Origin of the sequence: Archangium lansingense, from assembly GCF_026626635.1 — a bacterium.
In the GTDB taxonomy this organism is placed as follows: Bacteria; Myxococcota; Myxococcia; order Myxococcales; family Myxococcaceae; genus Archangium; species Archangium lansingense.
The window spans coordinates 9,227,468-9,247,492 of record NZ_JAPNKA010000001.1 but is presented as its reverse complement, the minus strand read 5'-3'; the positions used below and the strand labels follow the sequence as shown (position 1 = coordinate 9,247,492).

Here is a 20,025-nt window from a genome sequence, read left to right as displayed (position 1 = left end):
TGACTGAGCCCGGGAGGCTGATACCGTCCGCCTGACTGGCTCTTACTCGAACTTGTCCACGGCCTTCACGTCCATCACGGACCAGATGCGAGCGGTGTCCGGGCCTTCACCTCGCTCGCGGATGATCGCGCCTCTGCCACCTTTGAATCCGTCGCGCATTTCGAAGCACACCGGGAACGGCTTTTCGTCCCCCTTCAGGTCGCGCGCTTCGGTGAATCGACCGTACACGCGGTCCTCTCCGATGGTGAGTGTACCGGACAGAAAGATGCGGCCCGATGATTCACCATCTCGGCGGGGTCCCAACTGGGCGGAAGTGGAACCTTCGCGAACGGTGATGACCTGGGCGCCTTCCTGACTGAAGACGGCGATGAATCTCTGTCCGACGCGGACGCCGAGCTTTTCCGCCATGGCCTCGATCGCACCCGCTGGACACGGAGCAGGCTCCGGAGTCGGCCGCACATGTTGGGGGGTCGGACATCCCACCAGCGCCTTGCAAACCAGGCCCGTACCGATGACCTTGGCCGCGCGTTCGAGAATCTTCGTCTTCTTCTGTTGGGGCTTCTCGCTGCTGTCGTCCTTGCGAAGCATTGTGATCAGCACAGGCGCAGAGATGGAGCCCATTGTGGGCTCGGCGCCTTCTCCGCTTGGAGGATCCAGCGGCTTCGCGGATTGCGCCACTTCACGACCGGACTCGGCTTGTCGAGTGGGAGCGGCCTCGGATGACGCATCGAGTGGAGCCGACCCAGGACGAGGGGGCAGCGAGGATGCGAACAGGAACGCGCCGAGCACTACAGCCGCGAACCCTGCTGCTGCTGCGAAGCGAAAGCGACGGCGCGAGAGCAGCGGGGGCGGAGCTGCTGCCGCTCGCCGTGCTTCGAGAGGGGCCGGGGCTTGGGATGCAGGAGGCGGAACTGGCTCGGGGGCAGGCACCACGGCAACAGCGGGCGTCTTCTGTTCAGGGACGGCGGCGAGGACTTCGGCCTCGGGAACAGGAGTCTTCTCCGGTGGCTTCCGGCCTCTCCGGCGCTCTTTCTTCAGCCAACGCCGGAGCCAGCGCTTCGAGTCGGCCACATCCACCAGCGCTGGATCTTCCTCGGTCGTCCTGTTGTGGGGCGCGTCCGGCTCGAACAGCGGGAGGTCCCAGCTCGAGTCAGCCTCGGCCTTGGTCATGGCTGCATCGAGCGCCGCGCAGAACTCGACCACGCTCCCGTAACGTGCCGCCGGGTCCTTCTCCAGCATCCGCATGCAGATGTCCGAGAGAGCGCGCGGCACGCGGGGATTGAGGACGTGCGGCGCCACGGGGGTCTGGTGGAGGATACGTTCAGCGAGTCCGCCCTCTTCTTCGTCCTCCCGGTCCCCGAACGGAAGGATGTCCGTCAGCAGCCAATAGAACGACACGCCGAGGGCCCAAAGCTCGTCCGAAGAGCCGTAGCCGTAGCTCGCGGAGTCGTTCTCTCTGCTGAAGCGCCACGCCTCCGGCGCGCGGAACTCGATGGTTCCAGGTGGAAGACGCGAAGTGGTGATGGCCGGAGCCCCCATCAGGGTGCCCACTCCGAAGTCGATCAGGAGCGGTCTCGCGTTCCCGTCCCGAATGATGACGTTGTCGGGCTTGAGGTCCCTGTGCATGACGCCTTGCCGGAGAACCTCTCCGAGCGTCAGCCCGATATCCAGCACGATGCGCGCGGACTTCCTGGCCGAGGGGTTCTCCTCCGAGACATACGTCTCCAGGGTCCGGCCCCCGGCGAACTCCATGACGATATAGGGGTGACCGATGATGGGGTCAGGCCAGTATCCGCATCCGAGGAAGCGGACGACGTCGGGATGATCCAGGTGGTTCAGGATGCCGATCTCGCGCCTGGCCCGGTCATTCAACAAGCGGCCCCGGAGGAGTTTGACGGCGTAGAATCGCCCGGCCTGCTCGGCCTTGTAGACGTAGCCGTAGCTGCCGCTGCCGAGCGTCTCGATGATGCGGTAGCCCCCGATCATCTCTTGGGTTTCCGGCAGTCTGTAGACGAATCCCACGACGCACCTCCGAGAACGCGGAGCCTACCCGTCTCGCGAACGAGGAGCCGCACGCCGAAAGCCCCGGCCCCCCGTCCACCGTGGTAGACGGTCCCCATGGACGAAGAACTTCAGCGCTCCCTTGGAGAGGTGGCTCGCGCTGCTCGGGAACGCCTTGGACTCACGCAGGCCCAAGTCGCCCAGAAGGTCGGTCTCGTTCCAGGTGTCTACGGGAGGATCGAACGGGGCGACATGATGCCGTCCGTCCCAAGCCTCCGGCGAATCAGCCTCGTCTTGGGCATCTCGTCCGATGCGCTGCTGGGAGTGAGCCCTGCTCAGGTTGCGGCCACGGTGGATGAAGCTCCCCCAGAGGGGAACCTCTCCCAGGAGTTGCGGCGTATCGTCCACCAGCTCCGGACGTGGTCGCCGAAGCGGCTCAAGGTGCTCAGCAAGGTGCTGACCGTACTTGCTTCCTCCTTCGAGGATTGAACCAGGTCGGAGCATCCGGTCACTCGGCCTGTCCATCTGGTCGTTGCGCTGTGTGTCTCATCAGCGCGTTGGCCGTGCTGATCATCACCGCGAGCTGTGCAGCATCCATGCGGCGAAGCGTTCTCCCCAATCGGCGTAGTTCCGGCGGATCATCTGCCTCGGGTTCAGAAGCCTTCAGCCACGAAGGTTCCTTCTCGACATCGAGCCCCAGGACGACGTTGGCGTCCATGCGAAGCACGTGGCACAGCTTTCGAAGAGTCGGAACGCTCGGGAGTAGGTATCCTCGCTCCAGCCGACCAAATACCTCGGTGACGACCCCAACGCGCTCCGCAACATCTGCTTGGGTCAGCTCGGCCCTTTTGCGTGCCTCGCGCACAACTGCTGCCAAATGGGCCATCAGCTTTTTCTTCTCGTTCTGCCAGTCCATCATCGGTGCGCTCGGTCCAGTGGCTAGCGGATGCTCGAAGCCTTCGGCCATGGGAGGACTCCCAGCTCGACAGGGTGCGCATCCTTCCGCTTGAGGGCGGATGCTTTTTTGAGGATGTCGGCCAACTCCGCCGCTGCCTCGTGAGCGCCGAAGGGCCGTCGAAGGCCGGAGAGGTACGCTCGCAGTTCGTCACGCATCTCGGCAGCCAATGGGTAGCGCTCAGCAGGGTTGCTCCGAAGCGCCCGGTGAAGGCTCTCCTTCAACGGGGCCGGGGCTTTATGGGCGATGCGCTCCACGTCTTCGGGACCAAAACGCAGGAGACGGTCGGCGAGAACCTCGATGGAAGCCCAGGAGGAATGCTCGGCCCTCACGCCGGAGACGAGCTGGAGCACACGCTTGGAGATCGTGGGCTGCAGCGTGTCCGGTGGGTCGAGAGGGTGGTGGCCAGCGAGCATCTCCAAGAGGACGAAGCCCAGAGAGAAGATATCCGCCCGGCGGTCGATGCCCTTGGGTGAGAGAAGACCGGCTCTACCCTTCTCGGAGACGGAGCGAATGATCTCGGGAGCCGCGTAGGCGAAGTTTCCGCGGAGCACTTTCGGTGGTGTGGGCACGCGCCCGAGTAGCTCTGAGAAGGCCGCGCCGAAGTTCGTTAGCTTCACCCGGCCGTTGCGTCCGAGGCGAATGGTCGTGGGGCTGACGGCTCGGTGGATGATGTGAAGCTCACGCCCTCTGCCGTCCTCGCACTGGTGGGCGTAGTCGAGAGCGTCGGCGACCTCGGCGGCGATGAAGGCCGCGAAGGCCGGAGAGAGCAACCGGTCCAGCAACAGCGCGGACCCGATGATCGTGGCCAGGAACGCGCCTCGCGTGTGCTCCATCACCACGTAGGGCGAGCCCTGGTACTCCGCGAGCCTGAAGACGCGGCCGAGCCTTGAGTGATGAAGGTGCTCGGCGAGCTGAACTTCCTCGATTGCTCGGGACCGGCCCTTACGCCCTTCCGGCACCTCTACCTGCTTCAGGACAACGAGCCGCCGGGCCCCCTTCTCCTTCATGGGCCTGCACCACGAGAGAAACAGGGTGTCGTAGTCCTCATGGGCGAGAAGCGGGCGGAAGACCTCGTAGCGGAACCCGTCCGACTCGAAAGTGAATCGCCCTGTGTCCGTGGGCGGGTTGCCGGTTCCGAGCATGTGGTCTCCTGTGCGCAGCGGATCGATTGAGAGGAGCGTGAGTCCTCATTGGTTACTTCCAAAGTGCTCCAAAACGTACCATGGAAGGGCGGAGAAATGGAAGCCGCCTTACTGGGTAGGTCGGGATGCCGAGGTAACCGGCAGGAGTAGGACGAAGCCTTGGGGGGGACAACCAAGTACGAGCCCTATAGGGGTATCCGTCCGGCGGACGACGTGCTGAGGGAACTTGAGGGCGGACGAGGGCCGTGCTCGGCGGCGGGTGCGAGCTGGCTGGAGGCGATGAGCAGGGCGGGTACGAGCGCGGGAGCGCTCAGGAGGAGTCCGCGGCGCGCAGCCGCTTCCACTCGTGAGGCAGCAACTCGTCGAGGCGCGAGTTGGGGTGCGTCTGCACGCGCAGCAGTAAGTCCGCCAGGTACGTCTCGGGGTTGATTCCGTTCGCCTCGCAGGTGGCCACCAAGGCGTAGAGGCCCGCGAGATTTTCACCCGCTGCCTCGTGCCCGACGAAGAGGAAGTTCTTGCGGCCCAGCGCGGCCTTGCGCAGCGCGTAAGCCTCCGGTCCAGCCCATGGTGTCGGCCACCGAGGAGCATGGCACGGTGGCCGCGTGATGGATGGCGCGTCGACAAGCCTATCGCTGCTGAGCCTGCTGCTGGGCCCACGACTCGGGGAGGAGCTCCGCGAGGCGGGAGGCGGGGAAGCGGGTGTCGCCGAGCTTGGGCAGCACGTCGCGGAAGTAGGCCCACGGGTCCATGCCCAGCCGGTAGCAGCTGAGCACGAGGGAGTAGACACTGGCGGCCCGGTGGCCAGCGGCATCGCTGCCCAGGAAGAGCCAGTTCTTGCGTCCGAGGACAATGAGCTTGATGAGGCGCTCCACCTCGCCGTTGTCCACCGGAAGGCGTCCGTCCTCGAGGAAGCGGCCCAGGGGGAGGTAGCGGTTGCGCGCGTAAGCAATGGCCTTGCCCAGCGGCGTCTTGGCGGGCACGTGCGGGGCCCACTCCTCCAGCAAGCCGAAGAGTTCCTCGTAGACGGGGCGGCTGTGCTCGAGGCGCAGGCAAAGGCGTGCCTCGGCGGAGAGCCCCGCGTCCTGGGCCTGCCGCTCCACGGCGTACAGCTTCTGCACGAGCGTGAGCACCGTGCCGCCGCGAGCGTCTCCGGCCACGTATGCGCGCTCGAAGCCACGCCGGGCGTGCATCCAACAGCCCACCTCAATGCGTGGAGAGGTGGGGCCGAAGAGGGACTGGTAGCCCTTGTAGCCGTCCACCACCAGGTAGCCCCGGAAGTCGGCCAGCACCCCTTGGGGGCCCGTGCCACTCCAATCGGGGGTGTACTCCACGAAGACGTTGCCGCCCACTCCCACGTACGGCCAGAGGTGTCCGCGCTTGATGCCGCGGGCGTCGTCCCTGTCCAGCACGCGCACCCCGGTGTCGTCGGTGTGCAGCAAGGCGTCCGCCAGCGTGCGCTGCTTGAGCAGCGCCACCACGGGCGCCAGCAAGTCACTGGCCCCCGCCACCCAGTCGCCCAGAGTGGAGGCGGGCAGCCTCACCCCGTGGCGTTTGTCGAAAATGGCCTGCTGGCGGTGCAGGGGCAGCCCGTCGCGGTACTTGCCCACCAGTAGCTGCGCCAGCAACCCCGGGCCGGGCAGCGCTCCCGGCAATGGCGCCTCACCGGCGGGCGCGGCGGCCACCCCCTCCTTGCAGCGCTGGCACCCGAGCTTCGGGCGCTTCTCCACCCGCACGTAGAAGCGCGCCGGCTCCAATTCCAGTCGCTGGCTTACCTCCTCGCCCATGGGCTGCCTCTGCTCACCGCAACCCGGGCAGACGCACTCCTCGGCCGCGGGTTGCACCAGCACCTCGCGCCTCTCCAGGTGCGCGGGCAGGGCCTGGGCGCCGCGGAGGGGCGCGCGTCTGGGCGTCTTCTTCGGCGCGTCGGCCGGCGGGGCCGCTGGGGCGGCTGCCTGTGCACCGTCGACGGTGGCGGGCACGGCCTCTGGCTCGGCGGACTGCTGCTGGGTGAACAATGACAGCAGGAGTTGGAGCTGACTGGCGGGAGTCTTCTCACTGCGCCGCCCGTACAGCTGCCGCAGCGCCTGCTGGAGTCGCACCGTCGTGGAGCTGTGCTCCTCGCGCAGCCGACCCAACAGGCCCAACAACATCTCAACGGCCTGCTCGCCGCGGCCCTCCATCAGCAGTTGCAGCATGTAGGCGCGCACCGCCTCCATGTCGTCCGCCTCGAAGGCGGTCGGCTGGGCTTCTTCCTGCTGGCCCCTCTCTTCTTCAATGGTGACGGGAAAAGTCATGCGCACCGTGCCTATGCACGAAGTGGGGCCGGGCGCGCAAGCGCGGACTCAATGCACCTCGCCTCGCCGTACCGCGCTGCTGGCCTCCACCAGCGACAGCAACTCCGCGAGCTGCCGCGCTTCCAGGTGCACCGCGGCCTGGCCCTCTACGGGCGCCGGCACCCGAAAGCGCCCCGCCTCCAGTCTCTTGCTCACGGTGCAGTAGCCGTTGGCGTCCCAGAAGAGAATGCGCACGAAATCCCTTCTCCTCGAGAAGAAGACGAAGAGGTGGCCCGACTTCGGCTGCTGCCCAAGACTGCCCTGCACCAGCGCGCTCAGCCCGTCGGCCTGCTTGCGCATGTCGCACGGCTGCGTCGCCACCCAGATTCTCACCCCCTCCGGTAGCCTCAGCACCCCTGCACCTCCTTCACCGCCCGCAGCACCCGCGCCACCAACTCCTGGCTGGCTCTCGCATCCACTCTCACTCTCACCCCGCCCACCTCCACCTGCACCGCCTCCCCCTGCTCCCGCCCCACCTCACTCCGCTCGGCGGGCGCCACCTCCACGGGCACGAAGGCCATGGCCGTCCGCGCTCCCTCCTTTCCCTCTCGCCTGCGCGTCCAGAAGCGCAGCCTCTCGCGCGGTAACCCGTACTTGCGCATGAAGGCCGACTGCGTACCTCCTTCCGCCTCCCACGCTCGCACCACCTCTGCTGCTACCTCCGGGGTCCACCTCGGCTGCCGCGCTGCTTCCAACCACGCCGGCTCCGTCTTTGTCGTCGCTGTGTTCGTCGTCATCGCGCCGCGCACTCTGCGACCCCTCCAGCACCTCCACTACCTGGGCTGGATCGGAGGCTTACCGCAGCGCGGCTTCCGAGCGGTTGTTGTCCAGAGGCAGCCGCTCATCATCCACGAAGCGGCAGAGGGTCTCCCACTGGTTGAGAGCGTAGGCGATGGCCTGTCCCATGGGTCCCTTGGGCAGGTGCAGCGGTTTCTGCTCCGTGAGGTAGGTGTGCAGTGACTCCAGCACGGGACGGCTCTTGTTCTGGCGCAGGGCGCGGTGGGCGAGCGTGCGCACCACGCCGGCCTGGAGCGCCTCATGTTCCACCCGGTAGAGCGCCAGGATGGAGTCGAGCACTGTCTGGGCCTCAGGCGTCTTGGAGAGGGCATCGAAGAACTTGCGCGGGGCAAATGCGCTGCGCCTCGGGCACCAGGTGGTGTACCTCGCGAGTGGGTGCCTCGGCCCGGCGTGCCGCTCGCTGCCGCCGCTTCTCCAGTGCCTGCTGCCGACGTGTCTCGGTGTCCGCGCCGGCCTGCTGGCGCCGCAGCAGCAGCTGCACCGGCGGCATCCGTTCGCTCTTCTTGCCGAAGACGCGCTTCTCCAGCGCCGCCACCTTCGCCTCGAGCACCACCTGCCGCTGGTGCAACTCCTCGGCCTCCTCACGCCAGGGGCAGAAATGGTCCGGGGGAAGGTAGCGAGCCATGCCGCCACCAACACACTACCGGGGCGGTAACGTTTCCGGGGCGACTTGCGAGGAAGGCTGGCGGCCAGGAGTCCAAGCGCGCGGGCGCTCCACGCGCTGCACATCGATGCCGTCCAGCAGCATGGTCAGTTGCGTGGCGTCCAGTTGCACCGCCCGGGCCTCGGCATCCACCGTCGGCTGGCGGAAGCGGCCCGTCTCCAGGCGCTTGTGGTAGAGGACGAAGCCCCCGCGGCTGAAGGTGAGAATCTTCACCCTGTCGCCCTTGCGGCTGACGAAGACGAAGAGGTGGCCCGAGTACACATCCTCGCCCCAGCCGGTGCGCACCAGCCCCATCAGCCCGTCAATGCTGTTGCGCATGTCCACCGGCTGCGTGGCCAGCAGAATCCGCACCGAGCCGGGCAGCGTCAGCACGACTTGCGCCCCAGCGCCGCCACCAGTCGCGCCACGTACTCCACGTCCGTGCCCGCCGCGAAGCGCACGCGCTCTCCGCTACCCAGCAGCACCTCCAGGCTCTCCCTCGCTCCCGCCACCGGGGCTGTCGCCGTCATCACCTGCACCGGCAGTAAGCGCACGGGCTGGGCCGGCGTCCCCCTCTGCTGGCGCCTGCGGCGGTACACCCACGACTGCAACGTGCTGAGCGTCATGCTCCGTCGCTCGGCGAACTCCCTCTGCGTCAGCCCACTCGCCTCGTACTCCTCCGCGACGCGGACCCACTCCGGCTTCTCCCTGCGCTTTGTCATGGCCGGCAGGGTCCGCCGCCGCCTTCACCCCAGCCAAGCCCCGCAGCACATCACTGGCCGGACGGATACGCCGCAAGAATCACTACGGCTCCAAGTCGCTGCGCGGCACTGAGGTGGCGGCCCTCTTCTATTCTCTCATTGAGACGGCCCGCCTGCGCGGTGAAGACCCTGGACGCTACTTGCTCTGCGCCGCGCTCGCCGCCATCGAGACTCCCGGCACCGTCACGCTCCCATCCAGCTCCGACTGACGCCGCCGCTCCTTGCTTCGATGCCCGGCAGGCTCGTCTCCGCCCCGTCCAGACGGGGCACGGCGAGCTGTTACGAGCATCAAGGAGGGGGGCGAGGCACGCGGGCAACCTTCTTCGCGTGCGAGATCGACTCCAGATGTTCCTGCCGAAGGGGACGAGCTCGACGGAGTCGGCGCACCCTGCGCTCCGTATCCTCCAACATGGCCCACGCCTCGCGAGCCTGCCGAGGGAAGAGGTGAAGTGCCTGCACGTAGATGCAGGTGACGTGGACGCGCATCCCTAGGTCGCGGAAGCCGAGCTGCTGGAGACGGCGAAGCCACCGCCCGAACTCCTTCCACGCCAACCTGCCTCCATATGCCTCGGTGAGGATGGTCTTCGCGATGGTTTGCTGTACGGCGAGGCGCTGGGCTGGAGTCTTTGCGCGCTGAAGCCACCGCTTCTCCAACTTCAAGAGTTCGCGTCTGTAGTCCTCGTAGGGCGCCTTGGCTTCGATCAGCGCCAAGAAGAGAAGATCGATCTCACGACCAAAGGAAGGGGAGCGCTCCCGGCCTGTGGGTTCCATGCTCAGGCTCCAGGACAGGGCTTGTCGTTGGCTTCCCATGGCCAGAATCCGTGACGCATACAAGCGTCGTAACAGGCTTGGCATTGCGTCTCGCCCCATTTCCGGCCATCGATGCTGTCACCTCCGGCGCGGATACACTTCGCATAATGCGGTCGGCAGATGTCCCTATCCCATCGCTCCCTCTCCTCTTGTGTCGGAAGCTCGGGGATCGGTGCAGCTTCGGACTCAGTGCGTCCAGGCGGTAGATAGTTGGGGCGCGTGGCCTCTGTCGGAGGTGTTGCACCACACCGCTCGTATTGGCCTGGGTTCTGCTTGAGGCAACAGGTGACGGTGCTGTCGGTCGGGCTGCACTCGGCCTGAGTGAACGCGAAGCCTCCACCGTACCCCGAGGCGCTCGTTGATACACACCCAGATGCCAGAACGGTCAGCCCTACGGCGAGCCATATCGGGCGGCACAGTTGACCGCGACCGACGACATGGGCTTGTTGCATGGCGACCCCCAAGTGCCTGGACACATGGCCAAGATCGTCATGCCAACTGGAGCATTCACGAAAGGAGCCCCCCGCTGTTGTGTCAGCCGGAGGACGTGCTCTCCCCGCTCGCGCAGGAGATCAACAAGCTGTCCTTCGAATTCCCGCGGGCGCGAGGAGGGGAGGGCAGCGGCAAGGCCGAGTCCAACCTGTTTGCTGCATCCTTGCTGCACGCGGGAGCCCGAAAAAGCGAAGGGCCTGGAACCACCGGAGGATTTCTCCAGAGGCTCCAGGCCCTACGTCAGAGCGGCGGACCGGGTTCGAACCGGCGACCCCGAGCTTGGGAAGCTCGTGCTCTACCAGCTGAGCTACCACCGCGTCGCAAGCAGTCTCAAAGTAGGGTCCCGCACGCGGCTTGTCAACGAGAAGTAGCGCGGGGGGCTATTCGCCCTCCTCGACGGTCAGCTGGTAGGCATCCTGGAAGTTGGCCTCGCGATTGCGCGCGTCGCGGACCTCCAGGAGGTAGACGCCGGGCTCGGCGCTGTAGCGGATGACCTCGGGCTGGTCTCCCCGGGCGCGATCGGCCGTCTGCACGAGCGACAGCTTCCCGTCCTCGCCCACGCGGTGCAGGTAGAGCCCCACGTCCACCTTGAGGATGCCCAGCAGCGTCACCTTCATCGGCGTGCGCACCGGCCGGTCCGACAGGTCCAATCGGTAGTAGTCCACGTCCTTCAGTGGATAGACGGTGCCGCGCACCGCCTTGCCCGGGGTGAGCTCCATGGCCCGCTCCTGGGTGTTGTTGGGCTCACGCTCCTGGCTGCCATCGTCCGGCACGGTGGTGACGGAGATGCGGTAGGGCTGATCCGCGTTCTCGTAGTCGCGCACCCACTTGCCGTCCACCTTGCGCGAGGCCCCCTGCACCCGGAAGTAGCAGGTACCACTGCACGCCACGTTGTTGAGGCGCTCGGGCTCCTTGATGGTCCCGTCGTTGGCACGCTGGAGCACCGTCTCCTTCTGTCCCTCGCCCTCCGGGGGCGCAATCACGGACAGCTCCAGGTCCATGCGCTCCACGCCGGACAGCTCCACCTTGGCCAGCACCGGCTCGGTCGTCTTCAGCACGAAGTTGTCCACGTCCCCCTTGGGCGAGAGGAAGCCCTCCTTGTAGCCGTACGTCGGCAGGGTCGTGGCCTTGTACAGCTCGTCATTGGGCTCGAGCTCCGCGTTGGCTCCGGCCTCCTCCTGCGTCACCGTGAGCGTGTAGGGCTTCTCCGAGTTGAAGCCCCGCTTCGCCTCCTTGCCCGACCCCACCCAGCCGCTCTTCACCACCACGTACACCACGCGGTCGCTCGCCCTCACGCCGATGTTGCGCAGCGAATAACCCTCGCCCTCCTTGCCCTTGGGCGTGACGAACAGGGGCGCCTCCGCCGCCGAGAGCACTGACAGCTCCGCGCGCACGCCCTCGATGCCCGTGAGCTCGATCTTCAGCGCCATCGCGGGTGGCTCCTCGGGCGCGGGTTGCAGGCCTCCCTGGCCCGGGACGGGCACGGGCACCTGGAAGCCTCCCGGCTGCTGTGCCTGCGCACCCGCCGCGGCCGGGTCGCCCTCGCCCGTGGGGGCAGGGGCTGCTTCGGGATTGGCGGCGGCCTCCGAGGGGCTGGGCGGCGGGGTCTCCGTGCCCTCGGGGGCCGGCTGGCCCTCGGCGGGGGGCGGTTGGGCTTCCGTGGGAGCTCCCGGGGTCGGAGCCGGGGCGGGCTCTGGAGCCGGGGGAGGCGCAGCGCCGGCGGGCGGCTCAGGCAGCTCCAGCCGGTACCAGTCCTCGTCGGCCGCGTGCCCGATGAAGCCCGCCACCGCCTGGCCCAGCTGCATCGGCGAGGCGTCCACGGCGCGGTCATTGGGCTCACGCTCCACGCCATCCTCGGGCATGTGGTAGCGCACCTCGAGCGTATAGGCGCCGCCGGTGCCCTTGCGGGCAGAGACCACGCGCACCCAGCGCTCGCCCTCTACGTAGAGGTTGGGGAAGCGCTCCGGCTTGCCGTCACCCGCGCTGTTGATGCCAGCGCTGCGGACACCGGGAGCGTCGTACACCTCCAGCAGCACGTCCCCGCCGGGAATGCCGGAGACGCTCACGTCCGCCACGCGCGGGCTGTTCGGGGCAAGTCGGTACCAGTCCTCGTCGGGCTTGGAGGGATCCGCGCCCAGACTGGCGCTCACCGTCGCGTCCCGGCCGAGAGTGAGGGCCTGCTCCGGCCGCTCGTTGGGCTCCTTCTCGTTCAGCAGCTCGGGCCCGGTGACGACCGGTCCGGCGTCTGCTTCTTCGGTGCCCTTGTCCGAGCAACCGTTCGGGCAGCCGGCAATCAACAGCGCGCACGGCCACACCCACCCCAGACGTCGCATTCCGTTCCCTCTTGGCATTCGAGCGCCTACTCAATCCCCTGGCGCCCGGGTGTCAAGGTTCGCCAACAGACGAGCTGGCGCTTTCATCCCGGGAGCGGGAATGGAGTGAGAACGGAACTGTGGCGTTCCCGGCCCGTAGGGATAACGGGCCCGGAGGGGTGGCACGGAGGGGACACCCTCAAGGGGGGGCGTCAGCCGGCGGCGGTCTTCTTCTTCGCGCTGAAGTGGCGGAAGAAGTCGATGATCTCCTGCTCGGCGATCTTGGCGTCCGTGGCGTCGGCGAACTCCGACTCGAGGAACATTCCGCCACACGACTCGCAGGTGTCGTAGTGCAGGGGGTGCTGACGGTCACCGCCGTCCACCCGGATGAGGTCCACCTGGCACTCGGGGCACTGGCCGGTGAGAGCCTCTGCGTCGACCTTACCGCCCTGGCTCTCCAGCCCGGGGAGGTTGTTGTGGAGGAGGATCCGGTTCAGATCCGCGACGTCGATCCACAGACCGCCGCAATCTCCACACTTTCGCAACGTCTCATGGTCGCCTTCGAGATCGGCCATCTCGACGCTGCAACCGGGGCAATTCATGGGGCGGGTCATTCTCCTGTAGGGGGGAGCAGCGCTCCCGTGGGGTTCGCCCGAGGGGGACTGCTGGCCCCCGGACGTTCAGAGAATGATAGGTCGCATGATTTTTCAGATGCAACCCAACCGCTGCAATGTGTTCACACACGCAACCCTGGGGGCCCCTCAGGCTCAGGCCTTGACCCGGCGGATGTCGGCTCCCAGCTTGCGGAGCTTGCGCTCCAGGCGCTCGTAGCCCCGGTCCAGGTGGTAGATGCGGGCCACCTCGGTCTTCCCCTCGGCGCGCAGGCCGGCCAGCACGAGGGAGGCGCTGGCGCGCAGGTCCGTGGCCATGACGGGCGCCCCGGACAGCTTTTTGACTCCCTTCACCACGGCGGTGTGGCCCTGGATGGTGATGTCCGCCCCCATCCGGTGCAGCTCCGGCACGTGCATGAAGCGGTTCTCGAAGATGCTCTCCGAGATGACCGAGGTGCCGCTGGCCACCGTCATCAGCCCCATGAGCTGGGCCTGCATGTCCGTGGGGAAGCCCGGGTGCTCGGTCGTCTTCACGTCCACCGAGTTGACGACCTTGGGCGCCTTCACCCGCAGGCCCCGCTCCTCGGCGGTGATGGTGCAGCCCGTCTCGCGCAGCTTGAGGATGACGGACTCCAGGTGCTCGGGCTGGGCGTGCTTCACCAGCACGTTGCCCCCGGTGATGGCCGCCGCGACCATGAGCGTGCCCGCCTCGATGCGGTCCGGGAGGATGGCGTGCTCCACGGGCTTGAGGGCGTCCACCCCGTCGATGGTCATGACGGAGGTGCCCGCGCCCTGGATGCGGGCGCCCATCTTGTTGAGCACCCGGGCCAGCTCCTCCACCTCGGGCTCGCGCGCGCAGTTCTCCAGCACGGTGCGGCCCTTGGCCAGCACGGCCGCCATCATCACGTTCTCCGTGCCCGTCACCGTGATGACGTCGAAGTTGACGGTGGCGCCCTTGAGCTGCCTGGCCCGGGCCTCGACATAGCCCTCGGTGAGGGTGATGTCCGCCCCCAGGGCCTTGAGGCCCTTGAGGTGCTGATCGATGGGGCGAGCCCCGATGGCACACCCACCCGGCATGGACACGCGGGCGCGGCCGAAGCGGGCCACCAAGGGGCCGAGCACCAGCACCGAGGCGCGCATCGTCTTCACCAGGTCATACGGGGCCTCGGGGGTGATAGGCCCCTCGATGGCCACCTCGCACACGTCCTTCTGGCGGCCGGTGAGCCGCGCCGTGCCACAGCCCATGGTCTCCAGCACCTTGAGCATGGTGACCACGTCCGCCAGGTCCGGCACGTTGCGGTAGACGCTCTTGCCGTCGGCCAGCAGCGCCGAGGCGAGGATGGGAAGCGCAGCGTTCTTCGCGCCCGACACGACCACCTCGCCCTGCAGCGGGTGGCCACCCTTTACGATGATCTTATCCATCTGTTCCGTCTCACCCCCGTGGCTAAGCAGCCACAGGCTGTGTCCCAAATGCGAGGCGATCTCGCCGCTCCAGGTCCTTCTCCACCCGCGCGTCGTCGAAACCCGCGGCCTGGAGGAGGGCCTTCACAGCATCGCCCTGCGTCTCGCCAATCTCCATTGCAAGCAGCCCGCCAGGTTTGAGGACTCGGCGAGCCCCCTCGATGACCTTGCGGATGAGCACCAGCCCGTCCGGTCCGCCGTCCAGCGCCATGTGGGGCTCCCGGCGCACCTCGGCCGACAGGGTGGCGATCTCCTCCGTGGCGATATAGGGCGGGTTGGACACCACCACGTCGAAGCGGGCGTCCGGGGGTAGGGCGGCGTAGAGGTTACCCTGGAGCACCGTCACCCGCTCAGACACCCCCAGGGCCTGGGCATTCTCCCGGGCCAGCGCACAGGCATCCGGGGAGAGGTCCGTGGCCATCACCGAGGCCTGGGGACGCTCGGCCGCCAGGCTGATGGCGATGCAGCCCGAGCCGGTGCACACGTCCAGCGCCATGCCGGGGCCGTCCTTGGGCAGCTTGTGCAGGGCGGCCTCCACCAGCAGCTCCGTCTCCGGCCGGGGGATGAGCACCCGCGCGTCCACCTTGAAGGAGCGGTTGTAGAACTCCCGCACGCCGGTGAGGTACTGGGTGGGCTCGCCCGCCATGCGCCGCTCGATGAGGGCGCGGAAGGTGGCCAGCTCCGCCTTCTCCAGCGGCCGATCCAGGTCCACGTACAGGCGCACCCGGGTCGTCTTCAGCGCGTGGGCGAGCAGCACCTCGGTGGTGAGCCGGGGCGCGTCTATCCCGCGCTTCTCGAAGTGCTGGGTCGTCCAGGTGAGGATTTTTCGGACGGTCCAGTTCTCGCTGCTCATGCGCTCGCGCCGGGGCCCCCGCCCATCTGCTGCTTGAGGGCCTCGGCCTGGTAGTGGGTGCGGCAGGCGGTGATGACGTCCTCCACACCGCCGCCCATGATGGCCGGCAGGTTGTGCACCGTGAGGCCGATGCGGTGGTCCGTCAGCCGATCCTGCGGGAAGTTGTAGGTGCGGATCTTCTCCGAGCGGTCGCCGGTGCCCACCTGGCCGCGGCGCATGGAGTCGCGCTCGTTGCGGATGCGCTCCTGCTCGATCTCATAGAGCTTGGCGCGCAGCATGCGCTCGGCCATGGCCCGGTTCTTCGTCTGGCTCTTCTCCTGCTGGCACTTCACCACGATGCCCGAGGGCTTGTGGATGAGGCGCACCGCGGAGTCGGTGGTGTTCACGCTCTGGCCGCCGGAGCCCGTCGAGCGCATCACCTGCATCTCGATGTCCGCCGGGTTGAGCTTGATGTCCACCTCCTCCGCCTCGGGCATCACCGACACGGTGATGGTGGAGGTGTGGATGCGGCCCTGGGCCTCGGTGGCCGGCACGCGCTGTACCCGGTGCACGCCTGACTCGTACTTCAGGTGGCTGTAGACGGCGTCGCCCGAGAGCATGACGGACACGTCCTTGACGCCGCCCACGCTGCCCGGGCTCATGTCCATGATGTCCGCCTTCCAGCCCTTGCGGTCCGCGTAGCGGAGGTACATCTGCATGACCTCCTCGGCGAACAGACCGGCCTCGTCGCCGCCGGCGCCGGCGCGGATCTCCAGGATGACGTCCTTGTCGTCATTGGGATCCTTGGGCAGCAGGAGGATCTTCAGCTCCGCCTCCATCTCCTCGCGCTGGGCCTTGAGACCAGGCAGGGACTCGCGGGCATAGGCCTTCTCGTCGGGGTCCGAGCTGCTGAGCCAGGCCTCGACCTCCTTGAGGTCGGCGAGCACCTTGCGGTAGGCACGGAAGGCCTCCACCAGCTTCTCCAGGCCCGCGCGCTCCTTGGAGACTCGCTGCAGCTTGGCCGTATCGGAGATGATGTCCGGGTTGGACAGGTCGGCGGTGAGGCGCTCGAACTTGCGCTCCACCTCTTCGAGTTTGTCAATCATCGGTCTGGGTGGGGGTTGTGCCCCGTTGTCCGGCCCCTGGCAAGGCCGGACGGGGTCAAGAAATTCCGTGGACTTCCAGGCCGGGGGCGTGAAAAAAGGGCGGTTCGCTGCCGCCATTGCGGCCCACTTCCGCCCATACGGAGTACCAGAAGATGCCTGCCCAGAAGGGAAATCGCAGCAAGAAGAAGCTGTCCAATCGCGCTTCCACGAAGAAGGCGGCCCTCAAGCGCCGCCGCGCTCGCGAGCGCCGCAAGTAGTTTGCTGTCCGCCTCCTCCCCTGGTTTCCGGGGGAGGGGGCAAGCATCCCCCTTCCGCGCCGGAGTCCCCCGGGGCGGACCCTTTCGGGGCAGCTTGACTCTTCCTTGCGCCCCCAAAGTGGCGGCGCGTACATTGCCCCGCGAATTCATGGCCAGGGAAAAGGACAACATCGCGCTCTCCGACGAGCACAACTCGCGCGGCATCGAACTGGCCGACCGCGGGTGGTTGGATGAGGCGATCAAGGAGTTCAAGAAGGCGATCGATCTCGATCCGGACTCCGCCCACGCGCACGACAACCTCGCCACCGTCTATGCGGAGAAGAAGCTCTTCCGCGAGGCCCTGGGTGAGTACCTCACCGCGCTCAAGCTGGAGCCGGAGAGTCCCACCGCGCACTACAACCTCGCCTGCTTCCTGTCCTCGCATGCGGCCGAGATGGCGGTGACCGAGTACCGCGAGGCCATCGAGCTGGACCCCGAGTACCCGGACGCGCACCTCAACCTGGGCCTCACCTATGCGGACCAGGGCCGCATCGAGGAGGCCATGCGCGAGCTGCAGACGGCCATCGAGTTGGATCCGCAGGACGCCTTCCCCCGGCACGAGCTCGCCGCGCTGCTCATGGACGAGGGGGACTACCGCTCGGCCATCACCCAGCTGAAGGACGTGGTGCGCCTGGAGCCGGAGAACTTCGAGGCGCACCTGGACCTGGGCATCTGCTACGCCCAGAAGGGCTTCTACGCCGAGGCCGAGCGCTCCTATGAGAAGGCGCGCGCCCTCAACGCCGAGGATCTGCTGCTCAACTACAACCTGGCGGCCCTCTACGCGCTCTGGGGCCGGCGGGCCGAAGCGTTGACCTACCTGCAGAAGTCCGTGGCGGCGGATCGCCAAAAAGTGCAGGGCTGGCTGGCCACGGATACGATGTTCGACGCTCTGAAGGGCGACCCCGAGTTCGAGGCGCTCTTCTGAGCGTCTGAGCTCATTTATGGAATTGGAATGGGTCTACCTCGGACTGGCGATCCTGCTGGTCTTCGCGAATGGGTTCTTCGTGGCGACCGAGTTCGCCATCGTGAAGGTCCGCCAGACGCGCCTCCAGGCGCTGGTGGATGAGGGGCGGCCGGGTGCCGGCGGCGCCCTGAAGATGGTGGAGAAGCTGGACGCCTACCTGTCCGCCACGCAGTTCGGAATCACCCTCGCGTCGCTGGGGCTGGGCTGGCTGGGTGAGCCGGCGTTCGCCCACCTACTGGCGCCGGTGCTCCTGCGGGTGGTGCCGGAGGCGACGGCGCCCGCGCTGGCGTCCACGCTGGCGGTGGCCATCGCCTTCGCCATCATCACCTTCCTGCACATCGTGGTGGGGGAGTTGGCGCCCAAGAGCTTCGCCATCCAGCGCGCCGAGGACACGACGCTGGCCGTGGCCCTGCCCATGCGGGTCTTCTACTTCGTCTTCTACCCGGCCATCTGGTTGCTCAATGGCGTGGCGGGGTGGCTGCTGAGGGTCTTCGGGCTGCACGGCGCGCACGAGTCCCAGGAAGCACACAGCGAGGAGGAGCTGCGCGTCATCCTCCACAGCTCGGCGCAGGCAGGCGCCATCACCACGGCGCGCGCGGAGCTGCTGGAGCGCTCGCTGGAGATGGCGCAGAAGACGGCCCGCCAGGTGATGGTGCCGCGCAACCAGGTGAAGTTCCTGGACGTGGAGGAGCCGCTGGACAAGTGCGTCGCGGACGCGCGTGCAGCGGGCCACACGTGGCTGCCGGTGGCCCGGGGGAACATGGACGAGGTGGAGGGGGTGGTGAACGTGAAGGACCTCTTCTTCCTCCTGTCCAAGGGCGAGCTGCGCAGCCTGGCCCAGGTGCAGCGGCCGGTGCTCTACATCCCGGAGCACGTCACGCTGGAGCAGCTGCTCACCGAGTTTCGCCGCCGCCGCCGGCAGATCGCCCTGGTGGTGGACGAGCACGGTGGTACCTCGGGCCTGGTCACCCTCGCGGACGTGGTGGCCGAGGTGGTGGGCGACGTGGCCGAGCTGGGGCGGCGGGTGGACGAGGTGCGCGCCCTGCCCGGAGGCCGCTTCGAGCTGCCCGGCACCGCCCAGTTGGATGACCTGGAGGATCGGCTGGACGTCTCGTTCGACGTCGAGGACGAGGACGTCGAGGTGACGACGATCGCCGGCTACCTCATGGCCCGGCTGGGGCGCATCCCCGAGAAGGGGGACTCGCTCAAGCTGGACATGTGGCGCATCCAGGTGGAAGAGGTGGAAGGGCCGCGCGTGGTTCGGGTCACGGTCGAGCCCCAGGCGAGCCCCAAACCCCCGGTGGTGGCGGCTCCGGATGCCTGAGCCGTCCTCGTTTGTTGCCGCCCCGCATGCCGTCCTCTCCCTCCACTCCTGCTCCTGACGCGCTGCGTCGGGATGACCCTGGGCTCCAGCCTGTCCCCGGGGAAGGGGAGGGCGCTCGCGAGGCCGGGGCCTCCGTCCGCCGGATGACCCTGGTGGATGGACTGCGCGGGTTCGCCGCGCTCGCCGTGGTGCTGCCGCATGCCGCGGGCCTCTTCATGTTCCCCGGGGCGGGGGCCCTGTCCGAGTGGATGGTGCAGGTGGCCCTCTTCGGGCGCCGCGGCGTCGAGGTGTTCTTCGCGCTGAGCGGCTTCGTCATCGCCTACACGCTGCGCCGCATCCGGCTGTCTCCTGGGGGCGTCGGCAACTTCATCCTCCGTCGCTCGATGCGCCTGGATCCTCCCTACTGGGTGGCCCTTGGCCTGTTCTGCGGCTTCCTGCTCCTGCGCACGGTGATGACCGGGAAGCCCGCCGACTGGCCCTCCGGCATGCAACTGCTCACGCACCTGCTCTACCTGCAGGACCTCGCAGGGTACGGGCAGATCAACGTCGCTTTCTGGACCCTGTGCGTCGAGTTCCAGTTCTACCTGTCGTTCGCGGTGCTGCTGGGGCTCGCCCAGGCGCTCTCGCGGCGGTTGGGGCGCGATGGAGTGGTCCCGGGGTTCTTCGCCGCCCTCTTCGTGCCGCTGCTGGCCTGGCCCTCGGGCCTGGTGCCCGTGGAGACGAAGGCAGTCACCCAGTCTCTGCTCCCCCACGCGTACATCTTCCTGGCGGGCGCGTTGACGTGGTGGGCGCTCGAGGGTCGTCTGCCCCGCGGGGCCTGGTATGCCCTCATCCTGCTGCTGTGGGGCGTGTTCCTCTGGCTCCCTGACAGCAGTACCTTCGCGGCGGCTGCCACCTGCTCCCTGCTCTACGTGGCCGGGCGCCGCCAGCGGCTCTTCTCCTGGCTCTCACCCAGGCCGTTCCAGTACCTGGGCCGCATCTCGTACAGCATCTACCTGGTGCACTTGCCCCTGTGCATGCTGTTCATGTCCATCCGGGTGCGCGTCGTCGAGCCATCGGACGGGGTGGCCCTGCTGTTCCTCGGCGTTGTCCTGGCGGCGAGCGTTGCCTCGGCCCACCTGCTGCACACCTGGGTGGAGGCCCCCTGCGTCGAGTGGGCCCGTCGCCTCAAGCGCTGAGCG

The 20,025-nt window shown here is 67.6% G+C and carries 20 protein-coding genes, 1 tRNA gene and 1 pseudogene; 4 read left to right on the top strand and 18 right to left on the bottom strand.

The annotated features are described in order from the left end of the window. Positions 1-42 precede the first annotated feature (42 nt). Positions 43-2,022 (bottom strand): serine/threonine protein kinase, encoded by a 1,980-nt coding sequence (locus OV287_RS36445; RefSeq protein WP_267538639.1) that lies wholly within the window; start codon positions 2,020-2,022, stop codon positions 43-45. 96 nt (positions 2,023-2,118) lie between these two features. Here OV287_RS36445 and OV287_RS36440 point away from each other — a divergent pair, with 96 nt between their 5' ends. Continuing rightward, positions 2,119-2,490 carry a helix-turn-helix domain-containing protein gene (locus OV287_RS36440; protein WP_267538638.1) on the top strand — a complete coding sequence of 124 codons (372 nt, stop codon included), beginning with the start codon at positions 2,119-2,121 and terminating at the stop codon, positions 2,488-2,490. Between the two features lie 19 nt (positions 2,491-2,509). Here the strand turns inward: OV287_RS36440 and OV287_RS36435 are convergent, their stop codons facing one another. The 17 genes and pseudogenes from OV287_RS36435 to prfA all read right to left on the bottom strand — a co-directional run bounded on the left by OV287_RS36435 (position 2,510) and on the right by prfA (position 16,260). After that, positions 2,510-2,968 (bottom strand): helix-turn-helix transcriptional regulator, encoded by a 459-nt coding sequence (locus tag OV287_RS36435; RefSeq protein WP_308809765.1) that lies wholly within the window; start codon positions 2,966-2,968, stop codon positions 2,510-2,512. Next, positions 2,941-4,101: a serine/threonine-protein kinase gene (locus tag OV287_RS36430; RefSeq protein WP_267538637.1), complete on the bottom strand. Its 1,161-nt coding sequence runs from the start codon at positions 4,099-4,101 to the stop codon at positions 2,941-2,943. The genes OV287_RS36435 and OV287_RS36430 overlap by 28 nt, the downstream gene beginning before the upstream one ends. 310 nt (positions 4,102-4,411) lie before the next feature. Continuing rightward, a pseudogene (locus OV287_RS36425) lies at positions 4,412-4,645 on the bottom strand (transposase domain-containing protein); the annotation flags it as partial. A gap of 82 nt (positions 4,646-4,727) precedes the next feature. Beyond that, positions 4,728-6,395, bottom strand: a complete 1,668-nt coding sequence (gene tnpC, locus OV287_RS36420) for an IS66 family transposase (protein WP_267533915.1) — start codon at positions 6,393-6,395, stop codon at positions 4,728-4,730. 48 nt (positions 6,396-6,443) lie between these two features. Next, positions 6,444-6,755, bottom strand: coding sequence for an IS66 family insertion sequence element accessory protein TnpB (gene tnpB / locus OV287_RS36415; RefSeq protein ID WP_267533914.1), 312 nt, complete (start codon positions 6,753-6,755; stop codon positions 6,444-6,446). A gap of 26 nt (positions 6,756-6,781) precedes the next feature. Beyond that, the gene (gene tnpA, locus OV287_RS36410) at positions 6,782-7,171 is read right to left on the bottom strand and encodes an IS66 family insertion sequence element accessory protein TnpA (protein ID WP_267533913.1); all 390 of its coding nucleotides are present in this window, start codon (positions 7,169-7,171) and stop codon (positions 6,782-6,784) included. Between the two features lie 58 nt (positions 7,172-7,229). Beyond that, the gene (locus OV287_RS36405) at positions 7,230-7,511 is read right to left on the bottom strand and encodes an IS66 family transposase (protein WP_267538636.1); all 282 of its coding nucleotides are present in this window, start codon (positions 7,509-7,511) and stop codon (positions 7,230-7,232) included. A 10-nt stretch (positions 7,512-7,521) separates the two neighbouring features. Next, complete coding sequence (locus OV287_RS36400) at positions 7,522-7,857, bottom strand: hypothetical protein (protein WP_267538635.1); 336 nt, start codon at positions 7,855-7,857, stop codon at positions 7,522-7,524. A 15-nt stretch (positions 7,858-7,872) separates the two neighbouring features. Continuing rightward, the gene (gene tnpB, locus OV287_RS36395) at positions 7,873-8,268 is read right to left on the bottom strand and encodes an IS66 family insertion sequence element accessory protein TnpB (RefSeq protein WP_267538634.1); all 396 of its coding nucleotides are present in this window, start codon (positions 8,266-8,268) and stop codon (positions 7,873-7,875) included. Continuing rightward, positions 8,262-8,597 carry an IS66 family insertion sequence element accessory protein TnpA gene (gene tnpA, locus OV287_RS36390; protein WP_267538633.1) on the bottom strand — a complete coding sequence of 112 codons (336 nt, stop codon included), beginning with the start codon at positions 8,595-8,597 and terminating at the stop codon, positions 8,262-8,264. Before tnpA (OV287_RS36390) ends, tnpB (OV287_RS36395) begins: the two co-directional genes overlap by 7 nt. Before the next feature lie 327 nt (positions 8,598-8,924). Beyond that, positions 8,925-9,407 carry a hypothetical protein gene (locus OV287_RS36385; protein WP_267538632.1) on the bottom strand — a complete coding sequence of 161 codons (483 nt, stop codon included), beginning with the start codon at positions 9,405-9,407 and terminating at the stop codon, positions 8,925-8,927. 775 nt (positions 9,408-10,182) lie between these two features. Further along, positions 10,183-10,255 (bottom strand) — tRNA-Gly (locus OV287_RS36380). A gap of 63 nt (positions 10,256-10,318) precedes the next feature. Further along, positions 10,319-12,271, bottom strand: coding sequence for a P-loop NTPase family protein (locus OV287_RS36375; protein WP_267538631.1), 1,953 nt, complete (start codon positions 12,269-12,271; stop codon positions 10,319-10,321). Positions 12,272-12,462: 191 nt separating this feature from the next. Then, positions 12,463-12,852: a zf-TFIIB domain-containing protein gene (locus OV287_RS36370; protein WP_267538630.1), complete on the bottom strand. Its 390-nt coding sequence runs from the start codon at positions 12,850-12,852 to the stop codon at positions 12,463-12,465. 165 nt (positions 12,853-13,017) lie between these two features. Then, positions 13,018-14,283 (bottom strand): UDP-N-acetylglucosamine 1-carboxyvinyltransferase, encoded by a 1,266-nt coding sequence (gene murA, locus OV287_RS36365; RefSeq protein WP_267538629.1) that lies wholly within the window; start codon positions 14,281-14,283, stop codon positions 13,018-13,020. A 22-nt stretch (positions 14,284-14,305) separates the two neighbouring features. Then, positions 14,306-15,175 carry a peptide chain release factor N(5)-glutamine methyltransferase gene (gene prmC, locus OV287_RS36360; RefSeq protein WP_267538628.1) on the bottom strand — a complete coding sequence of 290 codons (870 nt, stop codon included), beginning with the start codon at positions 15,173-15,175 and terminating at the stop codon, positions 14,306-14,308. After that, a complete protein-coding gene (prfA, locus tag OV287_RS36355; RefSeq protein ID WP_267538627.1) occupies positions 15,172-16,260 on the bottom strand; it encodes a peptide chain release factor 1 in 1,089 nt (362 codons plus the stop codon). The genes prmC and prfA overlap by 4 nt, the downstream gene beginning before the upstream one ends. A 405-nt stretch (positions 16,261-16,665) precedes the next feature. Here prfA and OV287_RS36350 point away from each other — a divergent pair, with 405 nt between their 5' ends. The 3 genes from OV287_RS36350 to OV287_RS36340 are packed head-to-tail and all read left to right on the top strand — an operon-like array spanning position 16,666 to position 20,022. Then, the gene (locus OV287_RS36350; protein ID WP_267538626.1) at positions 16,666-17,481 is read left to right on the top strand and encodes a tetratricopeptide repeat protein; all 816 of its coding nucleotides are present in this window, start codon (positions 16,666-16,668) and stop codon (positions 17,479-17,481) included. Positions 17,482-17,497: 16 nt separating this feature from the next. After that, positions 17,498-18,844 carry a hemolysin family protein gene (locus OV287_RS36345; RefSeq protein WP_267538625.1) on the top strand — a complete coding sequence of 449 codons (1,347 nt, stop codon included), beginning with the start codon at positions 17,498-17,500 and terminating at the stop codon, positions 18,842-18,844. A gap of 26 nt (positions 18,845-18,870) precedes the next feature. Next, a complete protein-coding gene (locus OV287_RS36340; RefSeq protein WP_267538624.1) occupies positions 18,871-20,022 on the top strand; it encodes an acyltransferase family protein in 1,152 nt (383 codons plus the stop codon). The last annotated feature ends 3 nt before the right edge of the window (positions 20,023-20,025 follow it).